We start from the raw sequence: 15618 nt of genomic DNA on the forward strand, positions 1-15618 counted from the left end.
CACCTGAACGTGCGTGTCCTGTTGTGCATATTGATGCTGTGTCTGGCGCCAGCGGCCCTGTCGGCCGTGCCTGCGCAGACGAAGTACTTGCAACTGCTGGGGCGTTCCACGGTGGAGGGTTACGCGGTCCATCTGAATGAAAAGGATCGGCAATGGCTGCACAGCAAACGTGTCCTGCGCCTCGGAGTGAGTGGGCCGGATTACCCGCCCTTCGAAATCACGCGCAATCATGATGAGCTGGAAGGCATCACCGCCGATTACGCCCGACTGATTGCGCAACTGCTGGACATCCCGATTGAAGTGCAGCGGTATGGCACGCGGGAAGCGGCCATGGAAGCCCTGAAATACGACCGGCTTGATCTGCTGGGAACCTCGAACAACTTCGAAGCGGCCGATCCCGGGTTGATCCTGTCCAGCCCCTATGCTGAAGATCAGCCAATGCTGGCCACCCGGCTGGACGAACGCATGCCCGAGGATCTGGCGGGCAAACGCATTGCGATGGTCGATGACTATCTGCCGGCGCAGACGGTCGAAATGTTTTATCCCGAGGCCAGGCTGTATCGCTACCCGTCTGCGCTCGATGCGCTGGGGGCGGTGGCGTATCGGAAAGATGACGTGTACCTCGGGGACCTCATCAGCGCCAATTACCTGATCAACAATAATTACCCCAATAACGTTCAGTTGATGGGACCGTCCGGTCTCGACGCCAATCCGTTCGGCTTTGCCCTGTCGCGGGACAACCTGCCGCTCAAGGCCATCATCGACAAGACCCTGGCGGCGATCCCGATGAACCAGCGTGCGCTCATCGAACAGCGTTGGAGCGCCGGCAGGGTCAACACGCAGGGTCAGTCGCGAGTCAATCTGAGCGCCAGTGAGCAGCAGTGGCTAGAGCGTCATCCACACGTCACTGTCGGGGTAGTCGAGAACTTCGCGCCTTTGACGTTTTTCAATGCCGAGGGACAATTCAGCGGGTTGACCGCGCAATTGCTGTCGCTGATCAGCCAGCGCAGCGGTTTGAACTTCAAGGTGTTACGGGAGCGATCCCTTGATCAACAGATCCAGCAACTCAAGGCGGGCGAGATCGACGTCATACCCGCCATCATCCCGACCACCGAAGGTGTCGCCGATCTGCACTTCACCAGCCCCTATGTGACCAATCCGTACACGCTCGTCAGCGCAATCACACCCGATAGCCCCAAGACACTGGACGAACTGGCCGGTAAGCGCCTGGCGATTTACCACAGCCACCCGGTGCGCGCCTTCATTCAGGCGCGGGTGCCTGGGGTGCGCATGGTGGATGTTGAAAACCCGGCGCAGGGGCTGGAGTCAGTGATGAACGGACAAGCCGACGCGGCCGTCAGTTCATTGTTCATGACCCGTTATCTGATTGCCCGGTATTACTCGGGACGCTTACGGATCAGCAGCACCGTGGGTGACGAACCGGCGCGCATTGCGATGGCAACGGACGGTGCAGACCCGGAGTTGCAATCGATCTTGAACAAGGCGTTGCTGAGTATTTCGCCTGCTGAAATGGACGGTCTGGTCACCCGCTGGGGCAATGATGTGGTGGTGGATGACAGTTATTGGCTGCGTCACCGGCCAGCCATCCTGCAGGCGTTCGCCGCCGCCGCCGCGTTGCTTCTGCTGGCGGTGAGCTGGATCGCCTGGCAACGTCGGCAGATCCGCCAGCGCCAACAATGGTTGCAGCAATTGCAAGACGCCAAAGACGCGGCCGACGACGCCAATCGCGCGAAAACCACGTTCCTGGCGACCTTGAGCCACGAAATCCGTACGCCGATGAACGCCTTGATCGGCATGCTCGAAATGGCCGGGATGCGCGCGAAAGAGGGCATCGCCGATCGTTCAGCCCTGGAGGTAGCCTCCACTGCGGCGCAGCAGTTATTGGCGTTGATCGGCGATATCCTGGACATCGCGCGCATCGAATCCGGGCATCTGTCCCTGACCCCCGAGCGTGTCAATTTGCATGCGCTGGTGGCATCGGTGTGCAGGGTGTTTGAAGGGCTGGCACGGGGAAAAGGCCTGGCATGGCGGGTTGATCTGGATGAACGCAGTGACCGTGACGTGTTGATTGACCCCACGCGTTTCAAGCAGGTGCTGTCCAATCTGTTGAGCAATGCAATCAAGTTTACCCAGACGGGTGAAGTGAGCCTGACACTGCGGGTGGTGCCGGGAATTCCGGGTCATCTGGCCGTCGCGGTGCACATTGAAGACAGCGGCATCGGCATCAGCGCCATGGATCAGCAGCGGTTGTTCAGCCCGTTCGTCCAGGCCGGCAACAACCTGCAGTCGGGACGCAAAGGCTCTGGACTGGGGCTGGTCATCAGCCGCACCCTGTGCGAAATGATGGGCGGACGGTTGGCGCTCGATAGTGTCCTGGGGCGGGGCACTCAGGCTGACATCAGTCTGTCCTTGGTGGCGTTGAAAGCCTTGCCTGCCGGCGAGGCGATGGACCGTGGATTGGCGCTGTCCACCCGACCCCTGACGATTTTGGTGGTCGATGATTATCCGGCCAATCGCTTGTTGCTGACGCGTCAACTGAGCTATCTGGGGCACCGGGTCATGGAGGCCGAAGATGGCCTGCAAGCGCTTGAGTTGTGGCGTATCCATGAGTTCGATGTGGTCATCAGCGACTGCAACATGCCCCGGTTCAGTGGTTATGAGTTGGCGGGTGCGATTCGTGATGAAGAGCGCGCCTATGGATTGCCGCCCACGCTGATTCTGGGGTTTACCGCCAACGCGCAACCTGAAGAAAGGATTCGGTGCCTGGAAGCGGGCATGGACGACTGCCTGTTCAAACCCATTCTGCTGGCGGATTTGAGCGCCTGGCTGGCCTCGCGGTTTGGCAGTGAGCCAACGGCCCTGCCGGCCGACACGCAAGCAAGTCTGGAGATGGACTTGACCGGCCTGGAGCTTTACGTCGGCGAAGACCGGACGCTGATCAACCAGTTGCTGCGTGAATTGGCCAAGGCCAACCACGAAGACCTCAATCATCTGCTGCAAGCCCACGCGGGTGACGATCACCCGCGTCTTCACGAGCTGGCGCACCGTATCAAGGGCAGCGCGCGGATGGTCCGCGCGGAGCGTTTGATCGAATGCTGCGAGCAACTTGAGCGCGCTTGCGCGGAAGGTCGCGTGGCGATGATCGATGAAGCCGTCGATCAGTTGCAGCATGCGATGATCCGACTGGACCAAAGCCTCTCACGCGGCTGACGCTTAATCCCACTGCGGCGCGATGCCTTTAGGGCTGGTCAGCCGCTGGCCGCGATCAAGGCTGGCGATTGATGTCATGTCGGCGTCGCTCAAGGTCAGGTCGCAGGCTTTGAGGTTGCTTTGCAGGTTGGCGCGTTGGGTGGAGGAAGGGATCACCGCGTAACCGGACTGCATGGCCCACGCCAGCGTGACTTGCGCCGGGGTGGCGTGAAGGCGTTCGGCGATCTGCTGGATGATCGGGTCTTTGAGCACTTCGCCATAGGCCAGGGTCATGTAGGACGTGATCTGGATGTCATGACTGCGGGCGAACTCGACGACTTTGCGATTTTGCAGGTACGGGTGCAGTTCGATCTGATTGGTGGCGATGTGGTCAGCACCGACGGCGGCGATGGCCTGCTTCATCAGGTCGACGGTGAAGTTGGAGACGCCGATCTGTCGGGTCAGGCCAAGCTGTTTGGCTTCAAGCAGGGCTCCCATGAATTCCTCGACCGGCACCTGGTCTTCCGGCGACGGCCAGTGGATCAGCGTCAGGTCGAGGTAGTCGGTTTGCAGTTTGCGCAGGCTCTCTTTGAGGCTGTCGACCAAACGGTCCTTGGCGAAGTTGGCGACCCAGATTTTGCTGGTGATGAACAACTCGTCACGGGTGATACCGCTGGTGGCGATGGCGAGGCCGACGTCGGCTTCGTTTTCGTAGATTTGCGCGGTGTCGATCACTCGGTAGCCGAGCTCCAGGCCTGTGCTTACCGAATCGATGACCACCTGGCCTTGCAGGCGAAACGTACCGAGACCGAAGGCGGGAATAGACATCTGTGACTCCAGGGATTGCAGTGGGAATGAGCAGGAGTATCCCCGTCGCGATCCTTGGGAAAAACCGCTGGCTGGGCAAAGCACTGTTTACCGCAAGTCATGAATGCAAAGAGTGATGGTGTGTGCCGGCCTCTTCAAGCGATGTCCGCGTGGTTGAACTCCTCGCCCAGAAAGTCGATCAATGTGCGCACCGACGGCAGCAGTCCACGGCGCGATGGAAAGATGGCATGGATGACGCCGCATTTCGGTGCCCAACCCGGCACCAGATCCACCAGGCGGCCGGCCGCCAGGTCATCGCGCACCACGACGCTCGGCAGGTGCGCGATGCCAATCCCCGCCACTACCGCGTGACGCAACGCCAGCAGGTCATCGGTGACCATGCGGGGTGTATGTCGAATCAGTGCGCTGGCGCCTTCGGCACCGAACAATTCCCACTGATATTCACGCTGGGCGGCGCCCCAATGCAGGCTCGGCAAACCGCTCAGGTCGGCAGGGGAGGCCGGGGAGGACAGGCGTTCGGCCCAGGCCGGGCTGCCCACCACGCACTGAGTGCTGTTGCCCAGAACCTTCATCACCATGTCGGTGTTTTCCAGCGGCGGAAAGCGCACGCGCAGGGCGATGTCGAACCCTTCGTGGATCAGGTCGACCCGGCGATTGGTGCTCTCGATAAATAATTCCACCAGCGGGAACTTAAGCATATAGCGCGTCAGCATGGGCCCGACCCAGGAGTTGAGCAGCGCCGTCGGGCAACTGATGCGAACCAGGCCTTGAGGCTCGGAGCGATTGCGTTCGATCAGTTCGGCGGCGCTTTCCGCTTCCACGCGCATCGCCAGGCAACGCTGGTAATAGGCCTGGCCGATTTCGGTCAGTGAACAATGCCGGCTGGTGCGGTGCAGCAGGCGGACACCGAGGCGTTCTTCCAGCTCGGCGATGCGTCGGCTGAGTTTCGATTTAGGCATGTCCAACGCCCGCCCAGCCGGGGCGAAACCGCCGTGTTCCACCACTTGGGTGAAGTAGTAAAGGGTGTTGAGGTCTTCCATCATCGTTCCTTAGATAGAACGCAAAGGCTGGTTTTTGCAGTCTAGCGCACCAAAGGTTCGAGTTTTAAGCTTTGTCCATGGCTTCACTCACCTCATCAGGAGACACCATGAAAAACATCATCGGTATCTACACCAGCCCGCGTACCCATTGGGTCGGCGACGGTTTTCCGGTTCGGACGCTGTTTTCCTACGACAACCTGGGCAAGCACATCAGCCCGTTCCTGCTGCTGGATCACGCGGCGCCTGCCGAATTCACCCCGACCACTGAACGACGTGGCGTTGGTCAGCATCCGCACCGTGGTTTCGAGACCGTGACTATCGTTTACAAGGGCGAACTGGAACACCGTGACTCCACCGGCAGCGGCGGCACGATCGGCCCTGGCGATGTGCAATGGATGACCGCCGCTTCAGGGATTGTGCATGAGGAGTTTCACTCCGAAGGTTTCGCCAGGTCTGGCGGCACCCTGGAAATGGTGCAGCTGTGGGTCAACCTGCCGGCCAAGGACAAAATGGCCGACGCCGGTTACCAGACGATTCTCGATGGCGACATCCCGAACATCCCGCTCAAGGACCAGGCCGGCAGTTTGCGCTTGATCGCCGGTGAGTTTGACGGCCACACCGGCCCGGCTCGCACCTTCACCCCGATTGACGTCTGGGACCTGCGTCTCAAGGGCGGCAAATTGCTGACCCTGGACCTGCACGACGGTCGCAACACGGCCTTGGTGGTGTTGCGTGGCACGGTTCAGGTCAATGGCCTGGAGTCGGTGGGCGAAGGTCAGTTGGCCCTGTTCGATCGCAAGGGTGATCAGTTGACCCTTGAAGCCAGCCAGGATGCGGTGGTGCTGTTGCTCAGCGGCGAGCCGATCGACGAGCCGATTGTCGGTCACGGCCCGTTCGTGATGAACACCGAGCAAGAGATTCACCAGGCCTTCGCCGACTTCCAGTCCGGTCGCTTCGGCCGGATGCACGGTTAGCCCGTACTCCGTCAACAACCCGCTCTGCACAGGATGAGTAGGCCGGTTCCCAGGCCAGGGTATGCAAGGGCGAAATCAATGCCTGGGACAACGCCGGGTTTCACGCGGCAGTCAAAGCCACCGGCAAGAAAACCCTGGTCATTGCCGGCACGCTGACCAGCGTTTGCCTGGCGTTTCCGTCCATCGCGGCGGTGCATGAAGGCTACAAAGTGTTTGCGGTGGTCGACGCCTCCGGCAACCACTCAAAACTGGCCACTGATCTGACCATCGCCCGTTTGGCGCAGGCCGGGGTCGTGCCGATCGACATTATGGCTACGCTGTCTGAACTGCAAGGCTCGTGGAACCGTCCGGATGCCGAGCAGTGGGCCGCTGTCTACGCCCAGGCCATGCCGCATTATCAATTGTTGATCGAAAGCTACCTCAAGGCTCAGCAAGTGGCGAATGAACACGAAGTGCTGGACTCCCAGCGCTAAACGACTCCCCCACGCCGATATCCACTCGGCATCGATAACACGCGAGGACTACTGCAATGACGACTTCTTATAAACGTCTCGACAAGGACAACGCTGCGGTTTTGATGGTTGATCACCAGGCGGGACTGCTGTCTCTGGTGCGCGACATCGAACCGGACCGTTTCAAGAACAATGTGCTGGCCCTGGCCGACCTGGCCAAGTACTTCAAGTTGCCGACCATCCTCACCACCAGTTTCGAAAACGGTCCCAATGGCCCGCTGGTGCCTGAGCTCAAAGCGCTGTTTCCGGATGCGCCTTACATCGCCCGTCCTGGACAGATCAACGCCTGGGACAACGAAGACTTCGTCAAGGCGATCAAGGCGACCGGCAAGAAACAGCTGATCATCGCTGGCGTCGTGACGGAAGTCTGTGTGGCGTTCCCGGCACTCTCGGCGCTGGCCGAAGGCTTTGAGGTGTTCGTGGTGACTGACGCTTCCGGCACCTTCAACGAGCTGACCCGACAATCGGCCTGGGACCGCATGTCGGCCTCCGGCGCGCAGTTGATGACCTGGTTCGGCCTGGCCTGTGAACTGCATCGCGACTGGCGTAACGACGTGGAAGGGTTGGGCACCTTGTTCTCCAACCATATTCCGGACTATCGCAACCTGATGACCAGCTTCAACACATTGACCAACAGCAAATAACGGCTGACAACCTAAACCCCCGGTGGGAGCGAGCCTGCTCGCGAAAGCGGTATAACAGACACGTGTGCAGTGGCTGTCACACCGCCATCGCGAGCAGGTTCGCTCCCACATTTGTTTTGCATGAAACCCTCCTACACTGTGCCCAATGTGTGAGATCTTCGCGCCATTGGCCTTCGTTGGAGTCGTTCGATGCTGTCTTTTTTCACCAATCATCCATTGGTCTGCGCCATGGTCCTGATCGTGGTTGATCTTGGGCTGTGGCGGTTGATCAGCGCCAGCGCCACCGGCAGTAACTGGAAGTTGCTGGTCAGGCTGGTGATTTTCTCGTTGTTCAGCGTCCTGCTGTTCAACGAAGGCTTGAACCCGCTGGAGGTCGCCCCTTGGCCTGACAACGTGCCATTGCACCTGGCGGCCACCGGTTTGCAGATTGGCTGGTGGCTGTTCGGCGCTCGGACCCTGACGGTGCTGATCGGCGCGGTGATGATGCAGCGGGTCGGGCACACGGGGCGGTTGCTCCAGGATCTGCTCGGTGCGGTGATCTTCCTGATCGCGATCATTGCGGCGCTGGCGTACGTGCTGGACCTGCCCGTCAAAGGCGTGCTGGCCACCTCCGGCGCCTTGGCGATCATCGTCGGCCTGGCCTTGCAAAGCACCCTCAGCGATGTGTTTTCCGGGATCGTCCTCAACACCACCAAACCCTATCAACTGGATGACTGGATTTCCATCGATGGCACCGAAGGCCGGGTCACCGACATCGACTGGCGCGCCACGCGCATGCAAACCGCCCAAGGCAGCATGGCGGTGATCCCCAACTCCCTGGCGGCCAAGGCCAAGATCATCAACTTCAGTCGGCCGAGCGACATTTTTGGCGTGTCGATCAGCCTGCAACTGAGCCCGCATACACGCCCGCAAACAGTCATCGACGCACTGGAACGGGCCATGCAGGGTTGCCGCCATTTGTTGCAAAAACCGGCACCGTGCGTCGCCCTCAAGGGCTCCAGTGCCGCAGGTGTGGAATATGAAATCAGTGGTTTCGTGGTCTCGATGGATCAGAAACGCATGGTGCGCAATCTGCTGTTCGATCTGTCATATCGTCATTTGCAGGCCGCGGGTGTCAGCCTGTTGTCGACCATCGAGTCGAATGTGCCTGCCGGTTTGTCACGGCCACGGGCCTTGCTGGAAAGCTCGGCGATTTTCTCGACCCTGCGTCAGGATGAGAAAGAGACCTTCAGCCAGCACATGACCCTGCAAACCTTCCGTGCCGGGGACATGATCCTGCCGGCGGGAGAGGTCAGCGATCATTTGTTCATCATCGAATCCGGAGTGGTCTCGGTGGAGTTGAGCCGTGCCGGGGTCAAGTTCGAGTCGGGACGCATGGGACCGGGCGAGGTGATCGGCGAGGGCGGGATCTTGCAGGATACGGCGATGCCGGCCGACTTCATCGCCAAGACCGCGTGCAGCCTGTACCGGATTGAGAAGGACTATCTCAAACCGTGCCTGGATGCGCGGCATGACATTGGCGAGTCGATGAAGGCGCTGCTGGATTTCCGCTTGAACAAGGCGCAGACGTTGACCCAGGAAGTGCCGAAGGTGGTGGAGCGTAAGGGGTTTTTGCAGTGGTTGCGTAATAGGGCTTAGCGGTTTGGGGGGAGTGGCCTCCTCGACTTCTGGAATATTGGCTATTTGTCCGAAGGGCGGGCGGGATTAACGTAGCTCCATCCCCACTTGCTACCGGAGTCCACCATGAAACCTCGTATCGATTTCTACACCGCTTCCCCTGATGCGCTCAAAGCCATGATCGCCCTGGAAACCGCGGTGTCGAAGCTGCCGCTGGAAAAAAACCTGATCGAACTGGTCAAGCTGCGCACTTCGCAAATCAACGGCTGCGCGTTCTGCCTCGACATGCACAGCGCCGATGCCCGCAAGGGCGGTGAGGACGAGCGCCGTCTGGCTACGTTGTCGGCCTGGCGCGAAACGCCGTTCTTTACCCCGCGTGAACGTGCGGCACTGGCCTGGACCGAATCCCTGACGCTGGTGAGCCAGACCCACGCGCCGGATGAAGACTACGAGCTGGCCACCGCCGAGTTCAGCCCGAAAGAAATGGTCGACCTGACCGTGGCCATTACCACCATCAACGCCTGGAACCGTCTGGCGATTGGTTTCCGCAAAATGCCTCAAGCCTGATCAGTGCGCATCCGCTGACGGCGCGGCCGGTGGTTGCACCTTGCGCATCAAGGGCACCATCGCCGTGGCGATGATGAAGCAGACCATGATCATCAAAAACGCGTCGCCATAGGTTTGTGTCTGGGCTTCGCGGTAGGTCAATAGCCATAGCTGATGCAGGCTGGCAGTGACGCTCGTGTCACCGCTCTGGCCGAGGGTGGCGAAGTTGTTGCCGACCTGCGACAGCCACTGGTTCAGTGCTTCGTTGGTGCTGTTCAGGTGTTCCGCCAACCGGGTGAAATGCAGGTTGGTGCGGTCGTTGAGGATGGTCGCACAGGCGGCGATGCCGATGGCGCCGCCCAGGTTGCGCATCAGATTAAACAACCCCGAAGCATGTTTGAGCCGCGCTGGCGCCAGACCACCCAAGGTCAACGTCACGGCCGGTGGCACCGCCAATTGCTGGGCAATCCCGCGCAACGCTTGCGGCAGCATCAGCTCCCTGGCCCCCCAGTCATGGGTGATCGGGCTGAAATCCCACATCGACAAGGCGAACAGGCCGAGTCCGGTCATCATGATCCAGCGCAGATCCACGCGGTTGGCCAGAAAGGCATACAGCGGAATCGCCATGATCTGGAACACCCCGGTGGAGAAAACCGCCAGTCCAATGTCCAGCGCGCTGTAGCCCCGCACCCGGCCGAGAAACAGCGGCGTCAGGTAAATGGTGGCGAACAGGCCGATCCCGGTGACGAACGAGAAGAAACAGCCGAGGGCGAAGTTGCGGTCTTTCAGGGCGCGCAGATCGACAATCGGATTGGCGACGTGCAAGGTCCGGCCGATAAAGGCCAGGCCGGCGAGGCCGCTGATCCAGGCAGTGGTGAGCATGGTGCTGTCGCTGAACCAGTTCCAGCGTGGGCCTTCTTCGAGGGTGTATTCCAGGCAGCCGAGAAACAGCGCCATGAACACCATGCTCAGGTAGTCGGCGCCCTTGAGCAGCGACAGTTCCGGCTGGTCGATTTTCACCAGCATCGGCACGGCCACGGCAACGAAAATACCCGGCACCAGGTTGATGTAGAACAGCCAGTGCCAGGACGAAATGTCGGTGATCCAGCCGCCGATTACCGGCCCTAATGTCGGTGCCAGCGAGGCCACCGCGCCGATGGTTGCGGCGGCAATCACCCGTTGTTTGCCGGTGAAGAAAAAGAACGCCGTGGTGAACACCAGCGGAATCATCGAACCGCCGAGAAAGCCTTGCAGCGCGCGGAAGGCGATCATGCTCTGGATGTTCCAGGCCGCGCCGCAGAGCAGGCTGGCCAAGGTAAAGCCGACCGCTGATGCGCAGAACAACCAACGAGTCGAAAATACCCGCGACAGCCAGCCCGACAGTGGAATCACGATGATTTCGGCAATCAGGTAGCTGGTCTGCACCCACGCCGTTTCATCGGTGCCGGCGGAGAGGCCGCCGCCGATGTCACGCAACGAGGCCGAAACGATCTGGATATCCAGCAGCGCAATGAACATGCCGATGCACATGCTGGCGAAGGCGAACACCTTGGTCGCCGTCGCCATGTTGGCGGGGTTGAACGGCTGCGCAGGGGCGGCGAGGGCGCGGCTCATGGTGCGCTGGCCACGGCTGGGATGTCAGCGCTTTTGCGGGTGTCGACTTCAGCCGTCACCGACAGGCCCGGACGCAAGTGACCGAGCACTCCGTCAGCCGGATCGAGGATGACGCGTACCGGCACCCGCTGGACGATCTTGGTGAAGTTGCCCGTGGCGTTTTCCGGTGGCAACACGCTGAACTGCGAGCCGCTGGCCGGCGCAAGACTGCCCAGATGACCGTGGAATTCCTGCCCTGACAGCACGTCCGCATGGATGACCACGCGTTGGCCCGGAATCATCCGCGCCAGTTGATCTTCCTTGAAGTTGGCATCGACCCACAAACCACTGGACGGCACCACCGACAGCAACTGCGAACCGGCCTGCGCATACGCGCCGACCCGCGCCCGGCGATTGCCGATCACGCCATCCACCGGCGCCTTGAGTTCGGTGTAACCGACATTCAATTGCGCCAGATCCCGTTCGGCGCGGGCCTGCATCAACGCGGCGCGGGCTTGCTGTTTCTGGGTGGCGATCACGTTCAACTGACGTTGCGCGGCCAACAATTCGGCCTGGGCCCGCGAGCTGATCGCCTGGGCGGTTTTGAACGTAGCATCAGCGCGCTGAGCGCTTTCCACCGAGACCGCGTTGGTGCTCACCAGTTTTTTGTAGCGGGCATTGTCATCCCGGGAGCGGGAGGTTTCCGCGCCCGCAGCATCGATCCCGGCACGGGCCTGGCCGATCACGGCGTACTGCAGTTGTTCGGTAGCGTCGAGATTCGCCAGCAGCGCCTCTTCAGCAGCCACTGCACCTTCGGCCTTGGCCAGGTTGGCGCGGTAATCGCGGGAGTCGAGACGAATCAGCACATCGCCGGCTTTGACTGCCTGGTTGTCGGTCACCAGCACTTCTTCGATGTACCCGGCGACTTTAGGGCCGATCACCGTGACGTCGCCGCCGATGTAGGCATCGTCGGTTTCTTCGATGAAACGACCGGTTGTCCACCAGTGCGAGGCATACAGCCCGCCCGCAACCAGGGCAGCGACAACCGCTGTCAGCAGAATCAACCGTTTGAGCAGGGGAGGCTTGGGCGTGCTCACCGGGACAGCTTGGTCGGTTTCAAGGCTGGGCATGCTGGTCATGGGGGTTACCTGTAGGAAACGGGTGTTTATTACGTAGGTAATATGACGTATGTAATATTTAGTGGCAATTGATTTTTTTTGCCGGTCGTCGAATGGTTTCCATCCAGGGCGTGAGGGCGGGATTGATGGATTGCGACCCGTTGTCGAAGGAAATCATCAAACGGCTGCGATGCCCGGCGTTGCACCGGGCACCGCGTTGACGCTTAAACGCGTTCGAAAATCGCTGCAATCCCTTGGCCGCCGCCGATGCACATGGTCACCAGCGCATAACGGCCGTTGGTGCGGTGCAGTTCGTGGATGGCTTTGGTGGCGATGATCGCGCCGGTTGCGCCGACCGGGTGACCCAGGGAAATACCCGAGCCGTTCGGGTTGACCTTGGCCGGGTCGAGGTCCAGTTCCTGGCTGACCGCACAGGCCTGGGCGGCGAAGGCGATGTTGGCTTCGATCACGTCCATGTCGGCGACGGTCAGGCCGGCACGCTTGAGCGCCAGGCGGGTGGCCGGCACCGGGCCGAGGCCCATCAGTTCCGGTTCAACACCGGCGTGGGCGTAGCTGACCAGGCGGGCCAGCGGGCGCAGGTTGTTGGCCTGCACGGCAGCGCCGGTGGCCATGACCAGCGCAGCGGCGCCGTCGTTCAGGCCGGAAGCGTTGCCGGCCGTGACCGAGCCGTCTTTCTTGAACGCTGGCTTCATGCCCGCCAGTTGTTCCAGCGAGGTGGCGCGAGGGTGTTCGTCGACGCTGAACAGCTTGGTTTCCTTGCGATCACGGATTTCCACGCCAACGATTTGCTCGCTGAAGTAGCCATTGGCGATGGCGAAGGCCGCGCGCTTCTGGTCTTCCAGGGCCAGGGCGTCTTGCATTTCACGGGTGATGCCGTTGCGCTCGGCGACGTTTTCGGCGGTGATGCCCATGTGGATGCCGTGGAACGGGTCATGCAGGATGCCCAGCATGTAGTCGATGGCCTGGATGTTGCCCATGCGCGCGCCCCAACGGGCGGCCGGCATGATGTAAGGCCCACGGCTCATGGATTCGGCACCGGCACCGACGACGATCTCGGCATCGCCCAGCATCAGGGTTTGCGCGGCATTGATGATCGCTTGCAGGCCGGAACCGCACAGGCGGTTGACGTTGTAGGCCGGGGTTTCTTTCGGGATGCCGGCGTTCATCGCGGCCACGCGGGAGATGTAGGCGTCGCGGGTTTCGGTCGGGATCACGCTGCCCATCACCAGATGGCCAACTTGCGCCGGGTCGACGCCGGAGCGTTGCAGGGCGGCTTTGACGGCCGTGGTCGCGAGGTCGGCCAGCGGAACGTCTTTGAGCGAACCGCCAAAGGTGCCGATGGCGGTACGCGCGGCGCTGACAACAAAAATATCCGGGGTGTTCATTACGGCTTTCCTCTTGGTGAATGCTTTTCTGTACTGCGATTGAGTAGGGCGGTCAACGCTGTTTGCGCTTCAGGTGTCTTGAGGCGCTCGATGAACAACAGGTTTTCCTGACGAATAGTGGCTTGCAGCTCCGGCAGCGACGGCTGTTTGAGCAGTTGGCGGGTCTGGCGCAGTGAATCCTGCGGCAGGGCCAGCAGGCGTCGGGCCAGATTCTGCGCGGCGTCCAGGCATTGTTGGCCGTCGTCGAACAGCTCGTTGGCCAGGCCACAGGCAACCGCCGCTGCGCCGTCGAGGCTGTCGCCCCACAGCAGCAGACGCGCGGCGCGGGCGTGACCGATCAGGCGTGGCAACAATAGGCTGGCACCGAACTCGGGGCACAGGCCCAGGTTGACGAATGGCACGCGCAGCTTGGCGTTTCGCGTCACCAGCACCTGATCGCAATGCAGCAACAGGGTGGTGCCAATGCCGATGGCCGCGCCACACACGGCGGCGATCAACGGGGTTTTCAGGTGAATGACGACGTTCATCAGGCGAAACGCAGGACTGTCCAGATGCGTCGGCGGGTGCTCGAGAAAATCCGCCAGATCGTTGCCACTGGTAAAGCACGTGGTGCCGCCGGTGATCACGATCACGCCGATGTCAGCGTCTTCATCTGCCGCCAGCAACAGGTCGGCCAACTGCGTGTACAGGCTGTTGTTCAGCGCGTTGAGCTTGTCGGGGCGGTCGAGCGTGAGCGTCAAAACGCCGTCGTTGCGTTGTTGTTTGATCAGCTCAGTCATGGAATGCCCCGCCCGTTTTGTCCGGCAGCCACTCTAAGCGCCCGACGGGCGCGGGAGCTATGACAAAACGAGTCAACGAAACTGCTGCTTTTTGCCATGTTTTCGCGCAGCGCTGGCCGGCAAAAAGGTTCACACACCCATTCGGGGTATGGTGCCGTTGGCCCGATCACTCAATAGTGGCATCAACCGGTCGTCCAGAACCGACTTCGCTTGATAAGGTGAATTTGCTATGCGCAAGGCCCTCATGGTGATTTCCAGTCTGTTGCTAGTTCCGCTGACACTCAATGTGCACGCCGCCACTGACGTGAACGAAAACAATACGCTCCGGCTGTATAACTGGGCGGATTACATCGGCGAAAAGACCATCGCCGACTTTGAGAAAGCCTCTGGTATCAAGGTGATTTACGACACCTTTGATGCCTACGAAACCGTCCAGGCGAAGTTGCTGACCGGGCACTCCGGTTACGATCTGGTGGTATTGAATGCCTCCCTTGCGCCGCCCTTGATCAAGGCCAAAGTGTTCCAGCCGCTGGACAAGAAGTTGCTGCCGGGCTGGACCAACCTTGACCCGAAAGTCTTGCAGGACTTGCAGGGCTTCGATGCCGGCACCGTGTATTCCGCGCCGTACACATGGGGCAGCAACGGCATCACCTACAACGTCGACAAGATCAAGCAACGCATGCCGGACGCGCCGATTGGTTCGCTGGCGATGATCTTCGATCCCAAAATCGTCTCGCGCTTCGCTGACTGCGGCGTCACCCTGGTCGATGCGCCCACCGAAGTGATTCCGCTGGCCTTGAAGTACCTCGGACGAGACCCGCGAAGTGCGTCGCCGGAAGACTTGAAAGCCGCACAGGACTTGTTGCTGTCCGTGCGGCCGTACATCAAGAAGTTCGATTCGGTGAACTACCTGACCAGCCTGCCCAACGGCGATGTCTGCATGGCCATGACCTGGTCCGGCGACTACGCCACCGCCATGGCCCGCGCCGAAGAGGCCAAGCTGAAGATCAAACTGGCGTACTTCATTCCCAAGGAAGGTTCGCTGATCTGGTTCGACAACATGTACATCCCCGCCGATGCGCCGCACGTGGCCAACGCGCACAAGTTCCTTGAGTACTTGATGCAGCCCCAAGTGATGGCGGACGTGACCGACTACATCCACTACGCCAACAGCAACGCGGCGGCCACGCCGTTGCTCAACGCCGATGTGCGCAGCAATCCGGCGATCTACCCCGATGAAGAAACCCGTCAGCGCCTGTTTCCGCAGAAGACCCAGGACGCCAAGGAAATGCGCGCCATCACCCGCGTCTGGAGCACGGTGAAGAGCGGGATCTGATCGTTTAACCCTTCG

Annotated in this window: 12 protein-coding genes and 1 pseudogene; 7 read left to right on the plus strand and 6 right to left on the minus strand. The window is 60.7% G+C overall.

The genetic code is table 11. The features are described 5' to 3' along the window. Positions 1-33 precede the first annotated feature (33 nt). A complete protein-coding gene (locus tag AB4N43_RS26200; RefSeq protein WP_460154235.1) occupies positions 34-3231 on the plus strand; it encodes a transporter substrate-binding domain-containing protein in 3198 nt (1065 codons plus the stop codon). Between the two features lie 3 nt (positions 3232-3234). On the opposite strand, the gene dkgB is transcribed toward AB4N43_RS26200, so the two are convergent. Together dkgB and AB4N43_RS26210 are read right to left on the minus strand one after the other, a co-directional pair. Beyond that, complete coding sequence (gene dkgB, locus AB4N43_RS26205; protein WP_027925483.1) at positions 3235-4038, minus strand: 2,5-didehydrogluconate reductase DkgB; 804 nt, start codon at positions 4036-4038, stop codon at positions 3235-3237. Between the two features lie 134 nt (positions 4039-4172). Then, positions 4173-5078, minus strand: a complete 906-nt coding sequence (locus AB4N43_RS26210) for a LysR substrate-binding domain-containing protein (RefSeq protein WP_194941063.1) — start codon at positions 5076-5078, stop codon at positions 4173-4175. A 107-nt stretch (positions 5079-5185) separates the two neighbouring features. Between AB4N43_RS26210 and AB4N43_RS26215 the strand changes: the two genes are divergently transcribed. From AB4N43_RS26215 to AB4N43_RS26235, 5 genes and pseudogenes are all read left to right on the plus strand, one after another. After that, positions 5186-6052, plus strand: a complete 867-nt coding sequence (locus AB4N43_RS26215; RefSeq protein ID WP_027925481.1) for a pirin family protein — start codon at positions 5186-5188, stop codon at positions 6050-6052. Between the two features lie 65 nt (positions 6053-6117). After that, positions 6118-6525: pseudogene (locus AB4N43_RS26220) on the plus strand (isochorismatase family protein); the annotation flags it as partial. A 56-nt stretch (positions 6526-6581) separates the two neighbouring features. Beyond that, complete coding sequence (gene ycaC, locus AB4N43_RS26225) at positions 6582-7208, plus strand: isochorismate family cysteine hydrolase YcaC (RefSeq protein WP_007943416.1); 627 nt, start codon at positions 6582-6584, stop codon at positions 7206-7208. A gap of 189 nt (positions 7209-7397) precedes the next feature. Further along, positions 7398-8846: a mechanosensitive ion channel family protein gene (locus AB4N43_RS26230; RefSeq protein ID WP_027925480.1), complete on the plus strand. Its 1449-nt coding sequence runs from the start codon at positions 7398-7400 to the stop codon at positions 8844-8846. Positions 8847-8951: 105 nt separating this feature from the next. After that, positions 8952-9392, plus strand: coding sequence for a carboxymuconolactone decarboxylase family protein (locus AB4N43_RS26235; protein ID WP_027925479.1), 441 nt, complete (start codon positions 8952-8954; stop codon positions 9390-9392). On the opposite strand, the gene AB4N43_RS26240 is transcribed toward AB4N43_RS26235, so the two are convergent. From AB4N43_RS26240 to AB4N43_RS26255, 4 genes are all read right to left on the minus strand, one after another. After that, positions 9393-10985, minus strand: coding sequence for a DHA2 family efflux MFS transporter permease subunit (locus AB4N43_RS26240; RefSeq protein WP_027925478.1), 1593 nt, complete (start codon positions 10983-10985; stop codon positions 9393-9395). Next, the gene (locus AB4N43_RS26245; RefSeq protein ID WP_027925477.1) at positions 10982-12103 is read right to left on the minus strand and encodes an HlyD family secretion protein; all 1122 of its coding nucleotides are present in this window, start codon (positions 12101-12103) and stop codon (positions 10982-10984) included. The genes AB4N43_RS26240 and AB4N43_RS26245 overlap by 4 nt, the downstream gene beginning before the upstream one ends. A gap of 203 nt (positions 12104-12306) precedes the next feature. Further along, positions 12307-13488 carry an acetyl-CoA C-acyltransferase family protein gene (locus AB4N43_RS26250; protein ID WP_059182457.1) on the minus strand — a complete coding sequence of 394 codons (1182 nt, stop codon included), beginning with the start codon at positions 13486-13488 and terminating at the stop codon, positions 12307-12309. Continuing rightward, positions 13488-14267: an enoyl-CoA hydratase gene (locus tag AB4N43_RS26255; RefSeq protein WP_027925468.1), complete on the minus strand. Its 780-nt coding sequence runs from the start codon at positions 14265-14267 to the stop codon at positions 13488-13490. The genes AB4N43_RS26250 and AB4N43_RS26255 overlap by 1 nt, the downstream gene beginning before the upstream one ends. A gap of 229 nt (positions 14268-14496) precedes the next feature. On the opposite strand from AB4N43_RS26255, the gene AB4N43_RS26260 reads away from it, so the two are divergent. After that, positions 14497-15603: a polyamine ABC transporter substrate-binding protein gene (locus tag AB4N43_RS26260; protein ID WP_027925467.1), complete on the plus strand. Its 1107-nt coding sequence runs from the start codon at positions 14497-14499 to the stop codon at positions 15601-15603. The last annotated feature ends 15 nt before the right edge of the window (positions 15604-15618 follow it).

It is taken from the genome of Pseudomonas sp. S2_B07, from assembly GCF_054668435.1.